Annotated in this window: 17 protein-coding genes; 9 read left to right on the top strand and 8 right to left on the bottom strand. The window is 72.8% G+C overall.

The features are described 5' to 3' along the window. Positions 1-96 precede the first annotated feature (96 nt). On the bottom strand, positions 97-1,422 hold the full coding sequence (locus ACFV61_RS20080; protein WP_380493028.1) for a radical SAM protein: 1,326 nt from the start codon (positions 1,420-1,422) through the stop codon (positions 97-99). A gap of 267 nt (positions 1,423-1,689) precedes the next feature. Here ACFV61_RS20080 and ACFV61_RS20075 point away from each other — a divergent pair, with 267 nt between their 5' ends. Then, positions 1,690-2,958 carry a family 2 encapsulin nanocompartment cargo protein terpene cyclase gene (locus ACFV61_RS20075; RefSeq protein WP_380493042.1) on the top strand — a complete coding sequence of 423 codons (1,269 nt, stop codon included), beginning with the start codon at positions 1,690-1,692 and terminating at the stop codon, positions 2,956-2,958. A gap of 55 nt (positions 2,959-3,013) precedes the next feature. Further along, the gene (locus ACFV61_RS20070; protein WP_063345938.1) at positions 3,014-3,898 is read left to right on the top strand and encodes a geranyl diphosphate 2-C-methyltransferase; all 885 of its coding nucleotides are present in this window, start codon (positions 3,014-3,016) and stop codon (positions 3,896-3,898) included. Positions 3,899-3,988: 90 nt separating this feature from the next. Here ACFV61_RS20070 and ACFV61_RS20065 read toward each other — a convergent pair whose 3' ends face one another. After that, positions 3,989-4,642 carry a dihydrofolate reductase family protein gene (locus tag ACFV61_RS20065; protein ID WP_380493026.1) on the bottom strand — a complete coding sequence of 218 codons (654 nt, stop codon included), beginning with the start codon at positions 4,640-4,642 and terminating at the stop codon, positions 3,989-3,991. A gap of 203 nt (positions 4,643-4,845) precedes the next feature. Here ACFV61_RS20065 and ACFV61_RS20060 point away from each other — a divergent pair, with 203 nt between their 5' ends. From ACFV61_RS20060 to ACFV61_RS20040, 5 genes are all read left to right on the top strand, one after another. Beyond that, entirely contained in the window at positions 4,846-5,925 is a 1,080-nt protein-coding gene (locus ACFV61_RS20060; protein WP_380493024.1) for a phosphatidylinositol-specific phospholipase C domain-containing protein, read from the top strand. 240 nt (positions 5,926-6,165) lie between these two features. Next, the gene (locus tag ACFV61_RS20055) at positions 6,166-6,498 is read left to right on the top strand and encodes a ribonuclease domain-containing protein (protein ID WP_244293569.1); all 333 of its coding nucleotides are present in this window, start codon (positions 6,166-6,168) and stop codon (positions 6,496-6,498) included. Positions 6,499-6,680: 182 nt separating this feature from the next. Then, positions 6,681-7,031, top strand: coding sequence for a 5-carboxymethyl-2-hydroxymuconate Delta-isomerase (locus ACFV61_RS20050; protein WP_380493022.1), 351 nt, complete (start codon positions 6,681-6,683; stop codon positions 7,029-7,031). A 92-nt stretch (positions 7,032-7,123) separates the two neighbouring features. Then, complete coding sequence (locus ACFV61_RS20045; RefSeq protein ID WP_079135317.1) at positions 7,124-8,482, top strand: MFS transporter; 1,359 nt, start codon at positions 7,124-7,126, stop codon at positions 8,480-8,482. A 58-nt stretch (positions 8,483-8,540) separates the two neighbouring features. Next, complete coding sequence (locus ACFV61_RS20040; protein ID WP_063345934.1) at positions 8,541-9,389, top strand: SAM-dependent methyltransferase; 849 nt, start codon at positions 8,541-8,543, stop codon at positions 9,387-9,389. 44 nt (positions 9,390-9,433) lie between these two features. Here ACFV61_RS20040 and ACFV61_RS20035 read toward each other — a convergent pair whose 3' ends face one another. Continuing rightward, the gene (locus ACFV61_RS20035; protein ID WP_380493020.1) at positions 9,434-10,612 is read right to left on the bottom strand and encodes a CapA family protein; all 1,179 of its coding nucleotides are present in this window, start codon (positions 10,610-10,612) and stop codon (positions 9,434-9,436) included. Positions 10,613-10,866: 254 nt separating this feature from the next. Between ACFV61_RS20035 and ACFV61_RS20030 the strand changes: the two genes are divergently transcribed. Beyond that, on the top strand, positions 10,867-11,505 hold the full coding sequence (locus ACFV61_RS20030; protein ID WP_063345932.1) for a DUF4360 domain-containing protein: 639 nt from the start codon (positions 10,867-10,869) through the stop codon (positions 11,503-11,505). 221 nt (positions 11,506-11,726) lie between these two features. Continuing rightward, entirely contained in the window at positions 11,727-13,406 is a 1,680-nt protein-coding gene (locus ACFV61_RS20025) for a purple acid phosphatase family protein (protein WP_380493018.1), read from the top strand. A 10-nt stretch (positions 13,407-13,416) separates the two neighbouring features. On the opposite strand, the gene ACFV61_RS20020 is transcribed toward ACFV61_RS20025, so the two are convergent. The 5 genes from ACFV61_RS20020 to ACFV61_RS20000 form a co-directional block, all read right to left on the bottom strand. Next, positions 13,417-14,886 carry a cytochrome P450 gene (locus ACFV61_RS20020; protein ID WP_380493016.1) on the bottom strand — a complete coding sequence of 490 codons (1,470 nt, stop codon included), beginning with the start codon at positions 14,884-14,886 and terminating at the stop codon, positions 13,417-13,419. 97 nt (positions 14,887-14,983) lie between these two features. After that, positions 14,984-15,601, bottom strand: a complete 618-nt coding sequence (locus ACFV61_RS20015) for an ATP/GTP-binding protein (protein ID WP_063345929.1) — start codon at positions 15,599-15,601, stop codon at positions 14,984-14,986. Continuing rightward, positions 15,582-15,944 carry a DUF742 domain-containing protein gene (locus tag ACFV61_RS20010; protein ID WP_380427596.1) on the bottom strand — a complete coding sequence of 121 codons (363 nt, stop codon included), beginning with the start codon at positions 15,942-15,944 and terminating at the stop codon, positions 15,582-15,584. Before ACFV61_RS20010 ends, ACFV61_RS20015 begins: the two co-directional genes overlap by 20 nt. Positions 15,945-16,070: 126 nt before the next feature. After that, complete coding sequence (locus ACFV61_RS20005) at positions 16,071-16,457, bottom strand: roadblock/LC7 domain-containing protein (RefSeq protein WP_208869028.1); 387 nt, start codon at positions 16,455-16,457, stop codon at positions 16,071-16,073. Positions 16,458-16,474: 17 nt separating this feature from the next. Further along, entirely contained in the window at positions 16,475-17,866 is a 1,392-nt protein-coding gene (locus tag ACFV61_RS20000; RefSeq protein ID WP_380493014.1) for an ATP-binding protein, read from the bottom strand. Positions 17,867-17,942: the final 76 nt, after the last annotated feature.

Raw genomic sequence — 17,942 nt, 5'->3', positions numbered from 1 at the left:
TCGGCGGGGTCCGCCTCCTCCTCGCGGTGGTCCGACGGCCCCCGGCATCATCCTGACGTCTCGTCATGTCGGCCGGGGGCGGCGTGCGCCGGGGGCTCAGCCGGGCAGCGAGTCCATGAAGGAGCTGACCGAGAAGACCGCCTTGCCGGGGCCGGCCGGGCCGTAGCCGGGCGGGGAGGAGAGGCCGAACTCCTCCAGGGTGGCACGGTAGGTCTGGAGCAGGCGGATGTGGTACTCCAGCGGGGCGCCCTGGGGGTTGGCCTTGCCGAGCGGAGTGGTGGGTTCGGGGCACCAGGTGGTGAAGCGGGGCACCACGCCGTGGGACATGAAGAAGCGCAGGCCCTCCCGGGTGGAGGCGATGGCCTCGTCGACGGTGGTGAAGCCGAAGGGCTGCGCCATCTCGACGCCGGCGACGAAGTTGGGGATCACGTTCTCCGGGCCGAACACCTCGGTGGAGTCGAGGATGCGCCGGTGCCACTCGTCGCGGCCGACGTAGCGCTCCTTGCCGGGGCAGTACAGCTCGAACAGCCGCTTGTCCCAGACCTCGAAGTTGGGGTGGTAGATCCGCACGCCGTAGTCGTGGAAGCGCTGGACGTCCTCGCGCGGCAGGGCCTGGGCGACGACCTTGCCGATCCAGCGCCCGGGGAAGCGCTCCTCGATGGCCTTGGCGTACTGGCCGTAGAAGTCGGCCTCGTCCCGGCCGCCGACCTGCGAGGTGATGGCGCCGCCGGTGAGGGTGTACGCCTGGGAGGCGCGGGCGGTGTCGTGGCGGTCGATGAGCTCCAGCGCCTCCAGCACCTCCTCGACCGGCTTGACCCCGGTGTAGGGGCGGCCGGCGGCCTTGTGCTGGCGCCAGTTGTGGTTGATGTCGCAGTACTGGCACTCCTCCTTGGCGCCGAAGTACTGGCAGACCCGGAAGACCGTCAGGTAGATCAGGTAGCCCCACTGGATGGTCGGGGCGACCTCCATCACCGACTTCCCGTTGGCCAGGGTGTGCCGGTAGTAGTCGGGCATCGGGGGCAGGCCCACGTCGGCGATCCGCGCGCCGTCGAGGTACAGGCCGAGCGTGCCGTCCTCCCCGGCGCCGACCCGGTACGGCGAGTCCGGGTTGACGCGCACCGACACCACGGTGCGGCGCAGCCCGTACGGGCCGCCGGTGAGCACGACCTCCTCCGGCGGGCGGTTGAGCGCGGCCGCGCCGAGTTCGGGCAGGGTGCGGTGGTCGAAGGAGAAGATGAAGTACGACTTCGGCTTGACCTCGCCGCTCCCGTCGGCGCCGGTGCTGCCGCTGAGGGCGGACTCGTCGAAGGCCATGCCGCCGCGCAGCAGGTCCTCCTTGATCACGGCCTCCCGGGGCACGTCGGGGAAGCGCTCCATGAGGTCCTCGACCAGTGCGGTGCGGCTGCGGCCCTGGGTCTCCATGTGCTGGTACGTCCTTCCTGGCCCCGTTCCGTCACGGGGTCGTGGCCATTCTTCTCCCCCTTACACCGGCGGGCGCGGCGGACCGATGCATGAGGAGGCGGCGTTTCAAACGCCATACGGGCCTACGTTCACCTGATCGGGTGTAGAAGATCGTCCGGAACGTTTCCGAACCGGCCCCCGCACCTACGGTTGTGAACCGAGCGAGACGGGGGCGCGTTCGAAGACCGCCCACGCCGTCGGCCAGGTGACGAGCCGTCATATCTTGCGATCCTTCATCAGAGTCAGAGGAGGCTCCATGCCCCTGTGCACCAGAGCGGGGACACCCTTCGAGCGCACTGCCGCCGCGGCGGTGGGGTCATGAGCTCCTCGGCGATGGAGCGGATCCTGCGCGGTCCGAGCGGCCTGGGCACCGCGGGCCTGAACCTGGCGCAGAGCGCCCCCGCCCCGAGCGCGCCCGCACTCAACACCTCCGTGCCCGGCGTCCCCGCGTCCGACAGCCCCTCCCCGGGCGGTTCGAAGCCGGGCGGTTCCAAGCCGGGTGGTTCCAAGCCGAAGCCCGGCGACGCCATCCCGGGCCTCTACCACCACCCGGTGGCCGAGCCCGACCCGGTGCGGGTGGAGGAACTGAGCCTCAGGATCAAGGCCTGGGCGCTGGACGAGGTCGAGCTGTACCCGCCGGACTGGGAGAAGCAGTTCGACGGCTTCTCGACCGGCCGCTACATGGTGGCCTGCCACCCCGACGCGCCCAGCGTCGACCACCTGATGCTCGCCGCCCGCCTGATGGTCGCCGAGAACGCGGTCGACGACTGCTACTGCGAGGACCACGGCGGCTCACCGGTCGGCCTCGGCGGGCGCCTGCTACTGGCGCACACCGCGCTCGACCCGCTGCACACCACGCCGGAGTACCACCCGGAGTGGGAGGCCTCGCTGTACGAGGACGCCCCCCGCCGGGCGTACCGCTCCGCGATGGAGTACTTCACCCGGGCCTCCACGCCCTCCCAGGCGGACCGGTTCCGGCACGACATGGCGCGGCTGCACCTCGGGTACCTCGCCGAGGCGTCGTGGGCCGAGACCGAGCACGTCCCGCAGGTGTGGGAGTACCTGGCGATGCGCCAGTTCAACAACTTCCGCCCCTGCCCGACGATCACGGACACCGTCGGCGGCTACGAGCTGCCGGCCGAACTGCACGCGCTACCCGCCATGCAGCGCGTGATCGCCCTGGCCGGCAACGCCACCACCATCGTCAACGACCTGTACTCGTACACCAAGGAGCTGTCCATTCCCGGAGTGCACCTGAACCTGCCCGTGGTGATCGCCGAACGCGAGGACTGCTCGCACCGGGACGGCTACCTCAAGGCGGTCGAGGTCCACAACGACCTGATGCACGCCTTCGAGGCCGAGGCGGCCGCGCTGGCCGCGGCCTGCCCCGTCCCGACCCTCGTACGGTTCCTGCGCGGTGTGTCCGCGTGGGTCGATGGCAACCACTTCTGGCACCGGACCAACTCCTTCCGCTACACCCTGCCCGACTTCTGGTAACCACCGTTTCCGGCAGCCATCCCTCTTCCGTTGATCACCCGCTAGGAGCTGACGCATGTCCCTGACCGACGACATCACCACCCCCGCCGACAACGCCGCCATCCCCGGGCCGGCGACTCCCTACCAGGGCGACATCGCACGCTACTGGGACCACGAGGCACGGCCGGTCAACCTTCGCCTCGGCGACGTGGACGGCCTCTACCACCACCACTACGGCATCGGCGACGTCGACCAGGCCGCCATCGGCGACCCGGCCGACAGCGAGCGCGAGAAGAAGGTGATCACCGAGCTGCACCGCCTGGAGTCCGCGCAGGCCGAGCTGCTCCTCGACCATCTGGGCGCGGTTCCGTCCGACGCCACCCTGGTGGACGCCGGCTGCGGCCGCGGCGGCTCGATGGTGATGGCCCACCAGCGCTTCGGCTGCCGGGTCCAGGGCGTCACGCTCTCCGCCAAGCAGGCCGAGTTCGGCAACAACCGGGCCCGCGAGCTGGGCATCGGCGACTTCGTCCGCTCGCAGGTCTGCAACATGCTCGACATGCCGTTCGAGACCGGCCAGGTGGCGGGCTCGTGGAACAACGAGTCCAGCATGTACGTCGACCTGCACGACCTGTTCGCCGAGCACTCCCGGATCCTCGCCGTCGGCGGCCGGTACGTGACCGTCACCGGCTGCTGGAACCCCGCCTACGGGCAGCCGTCCAAGTGGGTCTCGCAGATCAACGCGCACTTCGAGTGCAACATCCACTCCCGCCGGGAGTACCTGCGGGCCATGGCCGACAACCGGCTGGTGCCGCAGGCCGTCATCGACCTGACCCCCGCCACCCTGCCCTACTGGGAGCTGCGCGCCACCTCCTCGCTGGTCACCGGCATCGAGGAGGCGTTCATCAACTCCTACAGGGACGGTTCCTTCCAGTACGTCCTGATCGCGGCCGACCGGGTCTGATAGGTCTGACGGTCCGGGTCCGTCCGGTCCGGGTGTGACGGTGGCCTCCCCGCAGGTACGGGGAGGCCACCGCCTTCGGCTACCGACCGGTCACCGCCGGGTGAAGGTGAGGTGGGTGACGCCGCTCGGACTGGTCACCGCCTCGGTGCGGAAGCGCTGTTCCAGGCCTTCGAGCCCGTCCCAGAGCCGCTCGCCGCGGCCGAGGACGATCGGCACCACCACCAGGTGCAGGTGGTCGATCAGGTCCGCCGCCAGGAAGGCCCGGACGGTGCTCGGGCCGCCGCCGATCCGGACGTCCTTCCCGTCGGCGGCCTCCCGGGCCTGGCGCAGTGCCTCCTCGGGCGTGGCGTCGAGGAAGTGGAAGGTCGTCCCGCCCACCATCTCCAGCGTGGGGCGCGGGTGGTGGGTGAGGACGAAGACCGGGGTGCGGAACACCGGCTCCGGCCCCCACCAGCCCTGCCACTCGTGGTCCTGCCACGGGCCGCGCTGCGGGCCGAACTTGTTGCGCCCCATGATCTCCGCGCCGATGCCGTCGCTCCAGGTGCGGGCCATCGCGTCGTCGACACCGGTGTCGCCGCCGGTGTCGCCCTCCCGGCCGTGCATCCGCCGGAAGGTCCGGGTCTGGAAGAACCAGCCGTGCAGCCGGTCGCCGGCGTGGCCGAACGGCGAGTCGAGGCTCTGCCCCTCGCCCGTTCCGTAGCCGTCGAGCGAGATCGAGAAGTTGTGGACGCGGACCAGGGACACGGGAGTTCCTCCGGTGCTCGGTGCTCCGGCGCGGACCGGGCCGCGCCTGCTGGACGGCCCACGCTAACCCGGGCGGGAGCGGTACAGCCGTCACGCTATTGTCGTGTCTTCTTCACCCGAAGCTCGCCCTGGTGGGCGATGCTTCGTCCGACCGTCCGGGAGGGGCGGCCGGAGGCACATCCGCACTTGGGGGGACAGTACCTGTGACCGTACGCCGCACCGCCGCCGCCATCCTGGCGGCCGGCCTGCTCGCCGCTGCCGCGGCCCTGATACCGGCGACCGCCGACGCGGCGCAGGACGCGGCCGCGAGCGGCCCGGCGGACCTGCCGTTCGGCTCGGCCACCACCGTCGGCCTGCACAACACCTACGACCCGGCCGCCTACCCGTACCTCGCCCAGGGGCTCGACACCGGCACCGGGATGATCGAGCTGGACATCTGGACGGACATCGTCACCAAGGAGTGGAAGGTCAGCCACTCCAACCCGCTCGGCAACTCCAACAACTGCACCGCCGCCAGCACCCCGGCGCAGCTCTACAGCGGCGGCGCCAACAAGAACCTGGAGAACTGCCTCGACGACGTCCGGGTCTGGCTCGGCGCCCACCCCGGCGCCGGCCCGCTGGTCGTCAAGCTGGAGCTGAAGGCGGGCTTCTCCGCCAACCTCGGCATGGGGCCGACGGAACTGGACACGCTGATCGCCGCCCACCTGGGCCCGGCCGTGCTGCGCCCCGCCGACCTGCTCGCCAAGCCGGGCGGCGGCTCGTACGCCGGCGTGGACGAGGCGGTGCGGGCCGGCAACTGGCCGAGCCGCGCGGCGCTGGCCGGAAAGGTCCTGCTGTACGCGATCCCGGGGACGGTCGAGGAGAGCAACCCCTTCGACACCCTGCACACCGATGTCGAGTACGGCCGCCACCTGCGCGACCTCGCCGCCGCGGGCCGGATCGGCGACGCCCAGCTGTTCCCCGCCGTGCACGGTGCCAAGACCGGCGACCCGCGCAGCGCGTACACGGGCGCGGACGCCGGGATCCGGCCCTGGTTCGTGGTCTTCGACGGCGACGCCGCCACGTACCTCAACGGCGTCGACACCGCGTGGTACGACCGCTCGCACTACCTGCTGGTCATGACGGACGCGCACAACGTGGCGCCCGCCATCAGTGCCACCGACCCGACGGCCGAGCAGGCCCGCGCCCGCACCGAGCAACTGGCCCGGGCGCACGCCAGCATCGTCTCCAGCGACTGGCGCAAGCTGCCGGCCGTTCAGTCCCTGGCCCTGCCCCGGGGCTGACGCCGAGACGCCGGACGCGCCACCGGGGCGGTGAACGCCCCGGTGGCGCAGGCGTGTCCGGCCTCAGCCTGGCCCGGCTGCTTTCCAGGTCAAGTCTGTTGCGAATACGTCGAGTTGACCCGAGATGAAGAGTTGGATCAGGGCTTTCGGCGGGCCGGGCCGGTCGCCATGCTGGTTGTCATGACCCGAACTCTACGCGCGTGGAAGTCCCGCGCCGCCGCCGTCACCGCCGTCGCCCTGATGACCCTCGCGCCCGTCGCGGTCGCCACCGAGGCGCACGCCGCGGTGAGCGGCTCGGTGTGCCTGTCCGCCCTGCCGTCGCAGGCGCGCACCACGCTCAACCTGATCGCCTCCGGCGGGCCCTTCCCGTACAGCCAGGACGGCGTGGTGTTCCAGAACAAGGAGCGCGTGCTGCCGAGCCAGTCCTACGGCTACTACCACGAGTACACCGTGGTGACGCCTGGCTCGCCGACCCGCGGCACCCGCCGGGTCGTCACCGGCCAGCGCACCCGCGAGGACTACTACACCGGCGACCACTACGTGACCTTCCGCCTGATCAACTTTGGCTGCTGACCACGCTGTTCACGCTCCAGGGCTCCCGGTACCCCCGGCGCAACCGGGGGCCCGGGAGCGCCGCGCCGTCGCCGTGTCACACCTCGGTGAGCGCCCTGCCCGAGGGTCGTGCGGCCGCGCGCGGTAGCGTCGCGGCACTGTCCGAGGGGCCCGACGGGGGCTCCGTCTCCCGGGAGGTTTCCGTGCCGCAGATCCTGGTCGACCACTCCGCCGGCCTCGCCCTCGACCAGGCGGGCTTCGCCGAGGAGGTCCACCGGCTGATCGCCGAGGTGATCGACACCACCGTGGCGGACTGCAAGACGCTGTTCCGCCCGGCCGGGCGCCACGTGGTCGGCGACGGGGCGGACGGGCGCGCGGCGGTGCTGGTGGAGATCAAGATCCTGGCCGGCCGCAGCACTGCGCAGCGCGCCGAGCTGACGGCCCGGGTGCTCGCCGCGCTTCAGGCCCGCCTCGACGTGCCCGCCGCGATCGGCGTGGAGGTCACCGAACTGGACCGCGAGACCTACCGCTTCGTCCACCACCCCGGCCGGTAGCACCACCCCGGCCGGTAGCGCCGGCCCGCCGGGGGCGGCGGACCTCGCCGCGTCCGATACCGCGGCACCCCGATCGGTGCCATGCTGAGGCCATGACAGATCGGACCGGAACCACCCCGCCGCCCGAGGAGCCGCAAGCCGGCCGGAGGCGACGGGAGTTGGCCGCCGCCACGGTGGGCTCGGTGGTCGAGTCCTTCGACTGGAACATCTACGCCGTCCTCGCCCCGTACTTCGCGGCGGACCTCTTCGGGCACGGCAAGGGCGGGGTCAGCGGCCTGCTCGGGGCGTACGCGACCTTCGCGGTCGGGTTCGTCGCCCGGCCGGTCGGCTCGTACCTGATCGGGCGGCTCAGCGACACCCGGGGGCGGCGCTTCGCCCTGACCCTCGGCATGTCCGTGATCGCCGCCGCCAGCCTCGGCATCGCCGTGCTGCCGGACCAGCGGACGATCGGCGCCTGGGCGGCGGTCCTGGCCGTCGCCGCACGGGTGGTGCAGGGGCTGGCCTTCGGCGGGGAGGCGCCCAGCGTCGCCGCGTACGTGACCGAGACGGCCCCGCCCCGGCACCGCTTCGCGTTCAGCTCGGTCTCCTACGGCGGGATCATCGTCGGCTCGCTGCTCTCCTACGGGGTGCTCGCGCTGCTGCTGCACACCCTCGGCAAGTCCGGTGTGACCAACGGTGGTTGGCGCTGGGCCTTCGTGGTCGCGGCGCTGCTCGGGCTGGCCGCCGTCTGGGTGCGCCGGGCGGCCCCGGAGAGCGCGGAGTTCCGCCGCGCCCGGGCGGAGTCGACGGGTGCCCGCCCGCCGTTCCTGCGGGTGCTGCGCGAGCACCGCTGGGCGGTGCTCACCGTCTTCCTCAACACCCTGGGCGGGACGGTCGGTTACTACTTCGCCCTGGTCTACCTGCCGCAGTACGCCGCCGCCTACGGGGTGGTCGACCGGGAGGAGGCGACCTCCTTCATGACCGTGGTGCTCGCGGTGGTGCTGGCCACCATGCTGCTCAGCGGCGCCGCCGCCGACCGCTTCGGCCTGCTGCCGGTGGCCCGGGCCGGGTTCGCGCTGCCGGTGCTGCTGGTCCCGGTCCTGCTGATCGGGCTGCGGCAGGGCTGGCTGCCGTTCCAGCTCGTCGCCGTGCTGCTGGGGATGCTGGTGGCGACGGTGCTCGGGACGCTCAACGTCTTCACCGGCCTGCTGTTCCCGACGGAGGTCCGCGCCCTCGGCCTCGGCGTGGTCAACGCGGCCACCATCGCCGCGTTCGGCGGCTCCTTCCCGCTGCTCGCCGAGTGGCTGCACGACCACCACCGGCTCGGCCTGATCCCCGGCTACGTCACCCTCTGCACGCTGGGCCCGGCGCTCGGCCTCGTCACCGCCCTGCGGGTGCCGTCCTTCGTCGCCGCCGTGGGGGCTCCGGCGGTCAAGGCGCGCAGCGGTCGGGTACCGTCCCAAAGCGGCTGACGTTCGATCACCTCCTGTGGTTGAGTGGGACGGGAACGAACGTGCGGAAGGGCAAGACATGGAGAACAGCGGTCCGGACGGCTGGCTGACCGGGGTCCGGTTCGAGGAGGCGCCGCAGGTGGACCTGCGCACCGACCGCGCGCACCCGGCCCGGGTCTACGACTACCTGCTCGGCGGCAAGACCAACTTCCCGGTGGACCGCGAGGTCGGCGACCGCATCCTCGGGGAGTGGCCCGGCTCGCGCGCCGCCACCGTCGAGGCCCGCGCGGTGATGCACCGGATGGTCCGCCGGCTGGTCGAGGTGCACGGCGTCCGCCAGTTCCTGGACGTCGGCACCGGCATCCCCACCACGCCCAACCTGCACGAGGTCGTCCAGGCCGTCGACCCGTCCTGCCGGGTGGTGTACGTCGACAACGACCCGATCGTGCTCGCCCACTCGCGCGCGCTGCTCACCAGCACCCCCGAGGGCCGCACCGCCTACGTCGAGGGCGACCTGCGCGAGCCGGGGAGGTTCCTCGCCGATCCCGCGGTGGCCGCCACCCTGGACCTCGACCGGCCGATCGCGCTGACGCTGATCAACATCGTGCACTTCCTCTCCGACGAGGCCGCGCACCCGCCGGTCCGCACGCTGGTCGACGCCCTGCCCTCCGGCAGCTTCCTCGCGCTGACCGCCGGCACCGCCGACTCGATTCCAGACCTGGTCGCGATCGGCTCCCGCCGCTACTCGGAGGCCGGAATCGAGAACCACCTGCGCCCCCGCGCGGGCGTCGAGCGCTTCTTCGCCGGGCTGGAACTGGACGACCCGGGCGTGGTGCTGATCAACCGCTGGCACCCGGAGCTGGGCGAGGGCCCGGTGCTCGGCGACCACGAGGTGGCGGCCTACGCGGGGCTGGGCCGCAAGCCGTAACGGCCTTGCGGCTTAACTGCCCAACGGCTTAACTGCCCTACGGCTTAACGGCTTAACGGCGCCATGGTGAGCCCCGCCGCGCCCGCGTCCCGGCTGAGCACCACCGAGCGGATGTGCTCCAGGGCGCGGGCGTAGTCGGCGCGGCCGGGGTTGCGGCGGACGGCCTCGCGCAGGTCGAGCACCCGGTAGGGCGGCCCGAGGTCGGTGATCTGCGGGACGAACTCGGCGCGGCTCACCGTCCAGCGCAGCCCCGGCCGGGCAGGCGGGGTGACGGTGAAACGGGCGAGGGAGCTCCAGTTGCCGCGTGGGTCCTCGGCGCCGTCGTAGGTGAACATGTGTCCGGCGAGCTGGTCGCCGAGGCCGTAGACCGTCCAGGTGTCGCCGATCTTCTCGTAGGCCTGCGGGATGTGGGCGTGGGTGCCGAGGATCAGGTCGATGTCGGGTTGTCCGGGCGCCGGTTCGACGGCCAACTCGCGGGCGAGGGTGAGCTGCTGCTCGTTCGGCGCGTCCTGCCACTCGGTGCCCCAGTGGACGCTGACCACCACGAGGTCCGCGCCGTCCGCCCGGGCGGCGCGCGCGTCGGCGAGGATCCGGTCCCGGTCGATCAGGTTGACCGCCCAGGGCTGGCCCTCGGGCGGCGCGATGTCATTGGTCCCGTAGGTGTAGGCGAGGTGGGCGACGGTGGCGCCGCCGGCCCGGAGCAGGGCGGGCCGGCCGGCCTCGTCGGCCGTCCGGGCGGAGCCGGTGTGGGCGAGGCCGACGGCGTCCATGGCGTCGAGGGTGCGTCTGATCCCGGCGGGGCCGTCGTCGAGGGTGTGGTTGGAGGCGGTGTCGCAGGAGGCGTAGCCCGTGTCCTTGAGGGCCCGGGCGACGTGCGGCGGGGACTTGAAGGTCGGGTAGCCGGTGTACGGTCCGCCGTCGGCGCCGTAGACCGTCTCCATGTGGCAGATGGCCAGGTCGGCGCCGCTGGCCAGTGGTTTGATGCCGGCGAGCATGGCGGTGAAGTCGTATCCGCTCCCGCCGGCGTCCTCCTTGGCCTGCTGGATGATCTCGGTGTGCGGCAGGACGTCCCCGGTGGCGACCAGGGTGAACGGTCGCGGCCCGGTTGCGGTGGGCGTCGCCGTGGCGGCGGGCGGCGGGGCGGTGTCCGGGGCGCCGCAGCCCGGGAGGGCGAGGAACAGGGCGAGGGCCGCGGTGGCGGTCCGGCGGTGGGGCAGCAACATCGTCGGCTCGTCTCACGATCGGAAGGTGTGACTGGCCATCCGACTATGCGAGGCCCCGTCGACGGACCGCCGGACCCACGCCCGCAGGTCACCCGGGAGGCGCGTCACCCCCTGTACGCGGATGCCCTGAGTGTGGTGACATAGCCATGTCAACTTCGGGGTCGCGCTCGAAGCGCCAACGCGCTCGGACTGTCACCGCACTCGGAACGTGACCGCGCCGGCCCCGGCTCCGTGGACGATCGAAGGGGAAGCCCATGCTGCTCCGTGTACTGGCCACGACCGGAATCGCCGCAACCCTGTTCGCCTCGCCGGCCCTCGGCGCCGGCGCGCTCCCGACGCCGCCGGATCGGATCGTCATCGACGTCGCGACCGTCAACGGCTCCGGCTGCCCGGCGGGGACGGCCGCCGTGGCCGTCTCCCCGGACAACACCGCCTTCACCGTGACCTACAGCAGCTACCTCGCCCAGGTGGGGGTCGGCTCGAAGCCGACCGACTTCCGGAAGAACTGTCAGCTCAACCTGCGGGTGCACGTTCCCCAGGGCTTCACCTACGCGATCGCCTCCGCCGACTACCGCGGCTTCGCCCACCTGGAGAAGGGTGCGAGCGGCACCCAGCAGGCCAGCTACTACTTCCAGGGCGACCCCGCGACCGCCCAGCTGAGCCACCACTTCAACGGCCCCAAGGACGACAACTGGCAGGCGACCGACACCGTCGACGTCGCCGCCCTGGTCTTCGCCCCCTGCGGCGAGGAGCGCAACTTCAACATCAACACCGAACTGCGGGTCGGCGCCGGCAGCTCGGACCCGAACAGCACCACCAGCTTCATGACCATGGACTCGACGGACGGCAGCATCAACACCGTCTACCACCTCGCCTGGAAGCAGTGCCCCTGATCCCCGGCGCCTGATTCTCGGCGCCTGACCCCCGGGCCCTGCGCCCGACCCCCTGAGCTCGACTCCCTGCGCCCGGCCCCGGCGGAGCCCCCGACCCCCGCCGGGGCCGACGCATGCCCTCCGTCGTACCGGTGGTGACCGTCCGTCATATCGATCGTTTCTGCATGCACATGTCTGTACAGTGCTCCGGGTCGACACCCCCACTCGGCAGGCGGAGCTCCATGACGATCGCACGCAGGTCCATCCTCAAGGGCACATCCGCGGCCGGCGCCGCGCTGGTCGCGGGCGGTGCGGCCGCCCAACCGGCCGCGGCGGCGGACCCGGAGACAGGCCCGGAGGCAAGCCCGGAGGCAAGCCCGGAGACAGGCCAGGAGGCGGCGGGGCCCGCCGCGGGCCCGCTGCTCCAGTCCACCCCGCACCGGACCGGGGCGCCCAGCGTGAGCGGGCTGCACCTGCAGTTCGGCACCGACCCGTCCGCCGACATGACGGTCTCCTGGATCACCCCGCAGTCCGTGCGCCGCCCGCAGGTCCGGCTCGGCTCACCGGACGGCGGCCTCGGCCGGGTCGTCGAGGCGCAGACCCGCACCTACCGGGACGCCCTCGGCAAGGAGGAGGTGTACGTCCACCACGCCCGCCTCACCGGCCTGCGCCCCGCCACCACGTACCTCTACACCGCCGGCCACGACGGTGCGAGCCCCGAGCCGGGCTCCTTCACCACCGCCCCGCGCGGCCGCGCGCCCTTCACCTTCACCAGCTTCGGGGACCAGGCCACCCCCAACCTCCGCCGCCAGGTGGTCTTCCCCGACGGCATGCCGTCACCGCTCGGCAAGTACCCGGTGTTCACCAGCAGCCAGGTCGGCACCCCGCACTCCGCCGACATCGTCGCCGCCGTCGAACGCGTCGGCCCGCTGTTCAACCTGGTCAACGGAGACCTCTGCTACGCCTCCTACAGCGGCCGGCACGGCCAGAGCCGCACGCTGACCTGGGCCGACTGGTTCATCAACAACAGCCGCTCGGCCCGGCTGCGCCCCTGGATGCCCTGCGCCGGCAACGGCGAGAACGAGGCCGGCAACGGCCCGATCGGCGCCCTCGGCTACCAGACCTACTTCGAACTGCCCGACTCCGCGGCCGCCGACGACGCGGAGACCCGGGGCATGTGGTACGCCTTCACGGTCGGCTCGGTGCGCTTCATCAGCCTGGCCAACGACGACGTGGCCATCCAGGACAGCGGCGACCACTATCTGCGCGGCTACTCCGGCGGGGCCCAGCAGCGCTGGCTGGAGCGCGAGTTGCGGTCGGCGCGGAGCAGCCGGGCGATCGACTGGATCGTGGTCTGCATGCACCACCCGATGATCTCCAGCTCACAGCACGGCGCCGGCAGCGACCTCGGCATCCGCGAGGCCTGGGGCCCGCTGTTCGACGCCTACGGGGTCGACCTGGTGGTCAGCGGCCACGAGCACTACTACGAGCGCTCCCACCCCGTCCGCGGGACCCTGCCCAACGACACCCGCACCCCGGTGCCGTCCGGTACCGACCTGCACACGGTCGACACCAGCCGCGGCACCGTCCACATGGTCATCGGCGCCGGCGGCAACGCCGCCACCACCCAGGACGACCTGTTCGGGGAGCCCAAGGGCCGGGTGGTCGTCGCCCTGGAGGACGCGCCGCGCCCGCCGGCCCCGTACCGGCAGTCCGTGTGGCTGACCGAGGACGCCCCGTGGGCCGCCGTCCAGGACCGGCAGCACACCCACGGCTTCGCGGCCTTCGACGTCGACCCCGGCGACCGGCGCGGCGGTCTGACCAGGATGCGGGTGACGTACTACACCTTCGACGGCCCGCACGGGGACCTCACCCCGGTCGACACCTTCACCCTGCAGCGGCCCCGCACCGACCGCCACTAGCGACGGTTCGTCAGCGCTGGAACAGGCCGGTCAACGTCCGCCACCAGCTGCGCCGTTGCGCCGGGATCCGGACGGCGGCCGGTGCCTCCGCCTTCTCCACCGCCTCCGCCTTTTTCACCGCTTCCGTCGGCGCGGGTTCGGGTGCGGTGACGGCCGCCGGGTCCGGGGCGTCGACCGGCTTGGAGTCGGGGTGCGGCTCGATCTCGCGCGGGGTGAACTCCACCGGCAGCTCCACCAGGTGCCGGGAGATCCAGGCGGAGGTCCAGGTCAGCTCCTCCTCCGGCACGGCGAGCCGAAGGTCCGGCAGGAGGGTCAGCAGGATGTCGATCCCGGCCTCGGCGACGGAGCGCCCGATGTCCTGGCCGGGGCACTCGTGCGGGCCGGCGCCGAAGGAGAGGTGGGAGCGGTTGCCGTACAGCGGGGTGGCCAGGTCGGGCCGGACGACCGGGTCGACGTTGCCGGCCGCGAGTCCGAGCAGCAGCAGGTCACCGGCCCTGATCTGCTGCCCGCCCAGTTCGGTGTCGACGGTCGCCCAGCGGCCGGCCACCAGCGACATCGGCGGGGAGTCCCACAGCACCTGGTCCAGCGCCTCGCCCAGGGTCATCTGACCGCCGGACAGGTGGGCGCGGAACCGGGGGTCGGTGAGCACCATCTTCAGGGTGTCCGCGATCAGGTTGACGGTGGTCTCGTTCGCGGCGAGCAGCACCACTCGCAGGTGCTCCATCACCTCGTCGTCGGTCAGCCCGGCCGGGTGCTCCAGCAGCCAGGTGACCAGGTCGCCGCCCGGGTCCTCGCGCTTGGCGGCCATCGTCCGGCGCAGGCTCGCCACCACGTACTCGTTGCTGGCGATGGCCGTCTCGGTGCCCTTCATCAGGTCCCGGGCGGCGTTCACCAGCTGCGGTCCGTACTCGTCGGGCATGCCGAGCAGCTGGGTCATGACGAGCATCGGCAGGTGCTCGGCGAACTGGGTGACCAGCTCGGCCCGGCCGGTCTGCCCGACCACCTGCACCAGCTCGGTGGTGAACCGCCGGACGTGGCGGCGCACGCCGCGCCGGTCGAAGCGGTTCAGGCCGTCCAGCACGGCGCCGCGCAGCCGCCGGTGTTCCTCGCCGTCCGCGAACACGCACAGCGGCTGCCAGGCGATCACCGGCATCAGCGGGGAGTCCATCGGGACGTCGCCGTCGCGGAACGCCGACCAGAGGCGGGAGTCGCGGGAGAACAGGGACGGCGAGCGCATCGCGGTGATGTTCGCGCCGTGGCCGAGGATCAGCCAGGCCGGGAGGTCCCCGTGCAGCAGGACCGGGGCCACCTCGCCGTGCTCGGCGCGCAGCTTCTCGTACAGGCCCGCCGGGTCGGCCTCGGCCTCCGGCCCGTACAGGCGCCGGACGCCGCCGGGGCCGAACGGTTCGAGGGCGTGCCCGTGGGCCGGGCAGCCGGGCGGCGGGGTGGGGGCGGCATCGTCGGGGAACGGGGTGCTCACGGGCTCTCCGGGGTCGGGTGGGGTCGGCGGTGCGGACGGGGGGTTCGGCAGGCGGGGCGCGCGGGCGGGCATGGCCGGCCCGGTCAGCGGGCGGTCGTCAGCGGGCGGTCGGAGCCGCGAGCTCGTACAGGTACCGCATCAGGGTCATCAGGGTGTCCCGGCTGGACTCGCGGCTGCGCGCGTCGCAGGCCACGATCGGCACCTCGGGCGGCAGGTCGAGGGCGGCCCGCAACTCGTCGACCGGGTGCGCCGGCGCCTCCGGGAAGTCGTTGACGGCCACCACGAAGGGCACGCCGCGGTCCTCCAGCCGCCCGATCACCTCGAAGCTGACCTCCAGCCGGCGGGTGTCCACCAGCACCACCGCGCCCAGGGCGCCCTCGAACAGGCCGTTCCAGAGGAACCAGAACCGCTCCTGCCCGGGGGTGCCGAACACGTACAGCACGAGCTGGTCGCTGATGCTGATCCGGCCGAAGTCCATCGCCACCGTGGTGGAGGTCTTGCGTTCGACCCCGGTGGGGTCGTCCACGCCGACCCCGGCCTGGGTCATGGTCTCCTCGGTGGTCAGCGGGCGGATCTCGCTGACCGAGCCGACCAGCGTCGTCTTGCCGACGCCGAAGCCGCCCACGATCACCACCTTGACCGCCATCGCGACGGAGTCCGGCAGCAGGTCCGAGGCGGCCGGCCCGACCACCGTGTCAGAGCCTTTGAAGTCCATGGATCACCGCCTCCAACAGGGCACGGTCGGGAAGTTCCGCCTTGGGGACGGCGGCGCGGGCCTCGATCCGCCCGTCGTCGAGCAGGTCCGCCAGCAGCACGGTGACGACGCTGGTGGGCAGTTCGAGGTAGGCGGAGACCTCCGCCACCGAGAGCGGCGAGCGGCACAGCCGCAGGATGGCCGCGTGCTCGGGCTGCATGGTGGGCGTCGGCTCCGCGCGGGAGACGATCAGGGTGACCAGGTCGAAGACGCCCGGTCCGGCCGGGCCGCTGCGGCCGCGGGTGATCACGTACAGGCGGGCGGGGTCGGGGCCGTCCCACCCGTTCTGGTCGGCCGTCGTCATGTGCCCGCCTCGCTGTGCTCGTTCATGTGCCCGCTCCGCGGTGCCGGGTCAGGCGGTCGCGGTCCCTGTCGCGGTCCCGCTCCCGGTCGCGACCGGGACGGCGCACCGCCCGCCGCTCCGGCCGGTTCACGCGACCACCTCGGGGTTGCGCGGGGGAGTGGCCAGGTGCTCGCCGATCCGGGCGACCAGGTCGCGCATCTGCTGGCCCACCAGTCCGGCGTCGACCCCCTCGTCGGCGAGTACCGCGAGGTACGCGCGGGAGGCGGCCGCCATCAGGTAGAAGAAGCCGCCGTCCACCTCGATCACCACCAGCCGCATCGAGCCGTCGCCGTGCGGGAACTCCTGCCCCACCGCCGCGGCCAGGCTCTGCAGCCCGGCGCAGGCGGCGGCGAGCCGGTCGGCGGTGTCCGGATCGGTGCCGTGCTGAGCGATCCGGAGGCCGTCGCCGGAGAGTACGACGATGTGGCGGATGTACGGCACGCTGTCCGCGAGGTCCTTGAGGATCCAGTCCATGTTGCTGCGGTGCGGAATCACTGCTCGCCCTTCCCTGCCGTCTCTTCACTGGTCTGACCGGCCGAACTCGCGGCCGGCCCATGGCCGTTGATCCCCTCGGTGAACGCCTCCAGCCAGAGGCCGGGCTGCACCGGCTCCTTGGCGTGACGCCCTCCCGTCCCCGGGGCGGGGCCCGCGGCGGGCCCCGCGGCCGGGTTGCCGTACTGTCCGGCGGTCCGGGCCGAGCCGGGGTAGCCCGCAGGAGGGGTCGGCGGGCGCCGCCGCCGCTGCGGCAGGCCGTTCGCGGTGCGCTCGGTCACCACCACCTCGTCGTCCCCCGGGCCCGGCCCGCTCGGCGCCCACGGACCGGACGCCCCGAAGGACGGTCCGGCGGACGGCCCCGCCACGCCGGTCGTCGCCGCCCGCGCCCCCCACGGCCGCGACGGGGCCGCCGACTTGGGCGGGTTCGCCGGGAGCGGCCGGGGGCCGGAGAACGCGCCGATCCCGTGCGCCCGGCCGGTCGGGGGCGCGGTGGTGACCAACTCCTGCGGCACCACCAGCACGACCCGGACGCCGCCGTAGGCGGAGCGGCGCAGCGAGATCTGGAAGCCGTACGCCTGGCACAGCCGGCCGACCACCGCGAAGCCCAGCCGGGGCGACTCGGTGAGGTCGTCCAGGTCCTTGGAGACCTGGGCCTCGCGCAGACTGCGCTCGGCGCGGATCCGGGCCTCGTCGGTCAGGCCGAGGCCGCCGTCCTCGATCTCGATCGCTATGCCGCTCTGCACCTCGGCGGCACTCAGGTGCACATGGGTGTGCGGCGGCGAGTAGCGGGTGGCGTTGTCGAGCAGTTCGGAGACGGCGTGGATCAGCGGCTCGACGGCCGGTCCGATCACCGACACCTGGGCCACCGGGTGCAGGTCCACCCGCTGGTACTCCAGGATGCGCGACATGCCGCCGCGCAGCACGCTGTAGAGCGCCACCGGCCTGGTCCACTGACGGCCGGGGCGGGCGCCGGACAGGACGGCGATGCTGTCGGCGAGGCGGCCGGTCAGCGCGTTGCCGTGGTCCAGGCGCAGCAGGTCGTCGAAGACCGCCGGGTCGTTGCCGTGCCGGTCCTCCATCTCGCGCAGGTCCTTGGCCTGCCGGTGGATGATCGCCTGCACCCGGCGGGCGATGTTGACGAAGGCCCGCTCGGCGGAGTCGCGCCGGTTCACCTCGTCGTCGACGGCGACGATGATCCCGCGCACCACCGACTCCAGCGCGCCCCGGAACTTCGGCGCGGCCAGCGGATCGCGCACCTGGTACGACCGGGCCAGGCTGTCCATCGACGCGCCGTACCGGGCCCGGGCCACCAGCCTCGGCAGCTCCTCCTTCGCCAGCCGCACCGCCTCGGCTTCCTGGCCGGCCAGCCGCCGCTGCAACTCGCCCACCTGCCGGGGGGGGGGGGCCCCCCCCCCCGCCCCCCCGCGCCCCCCCCCCGCCCCCGCGCCCCCCCCCCCCCCCCCC

The sequence above is a fragment of the Kitasatospora sp. NPDC059817 genome, from assembly GCF_042731835.1.
Classification (GTDB): domain Bacteria; phylum Actinomycetota; class Actinomycetes; order Streptomycetales; family Streptomycetaceae; genus Kitasatospora.
The sequence above is the reverse complement of the archived record's forward strand: the minus strand, read 5'-3'. Positions and strand labels throughout refer to the sequence as shown.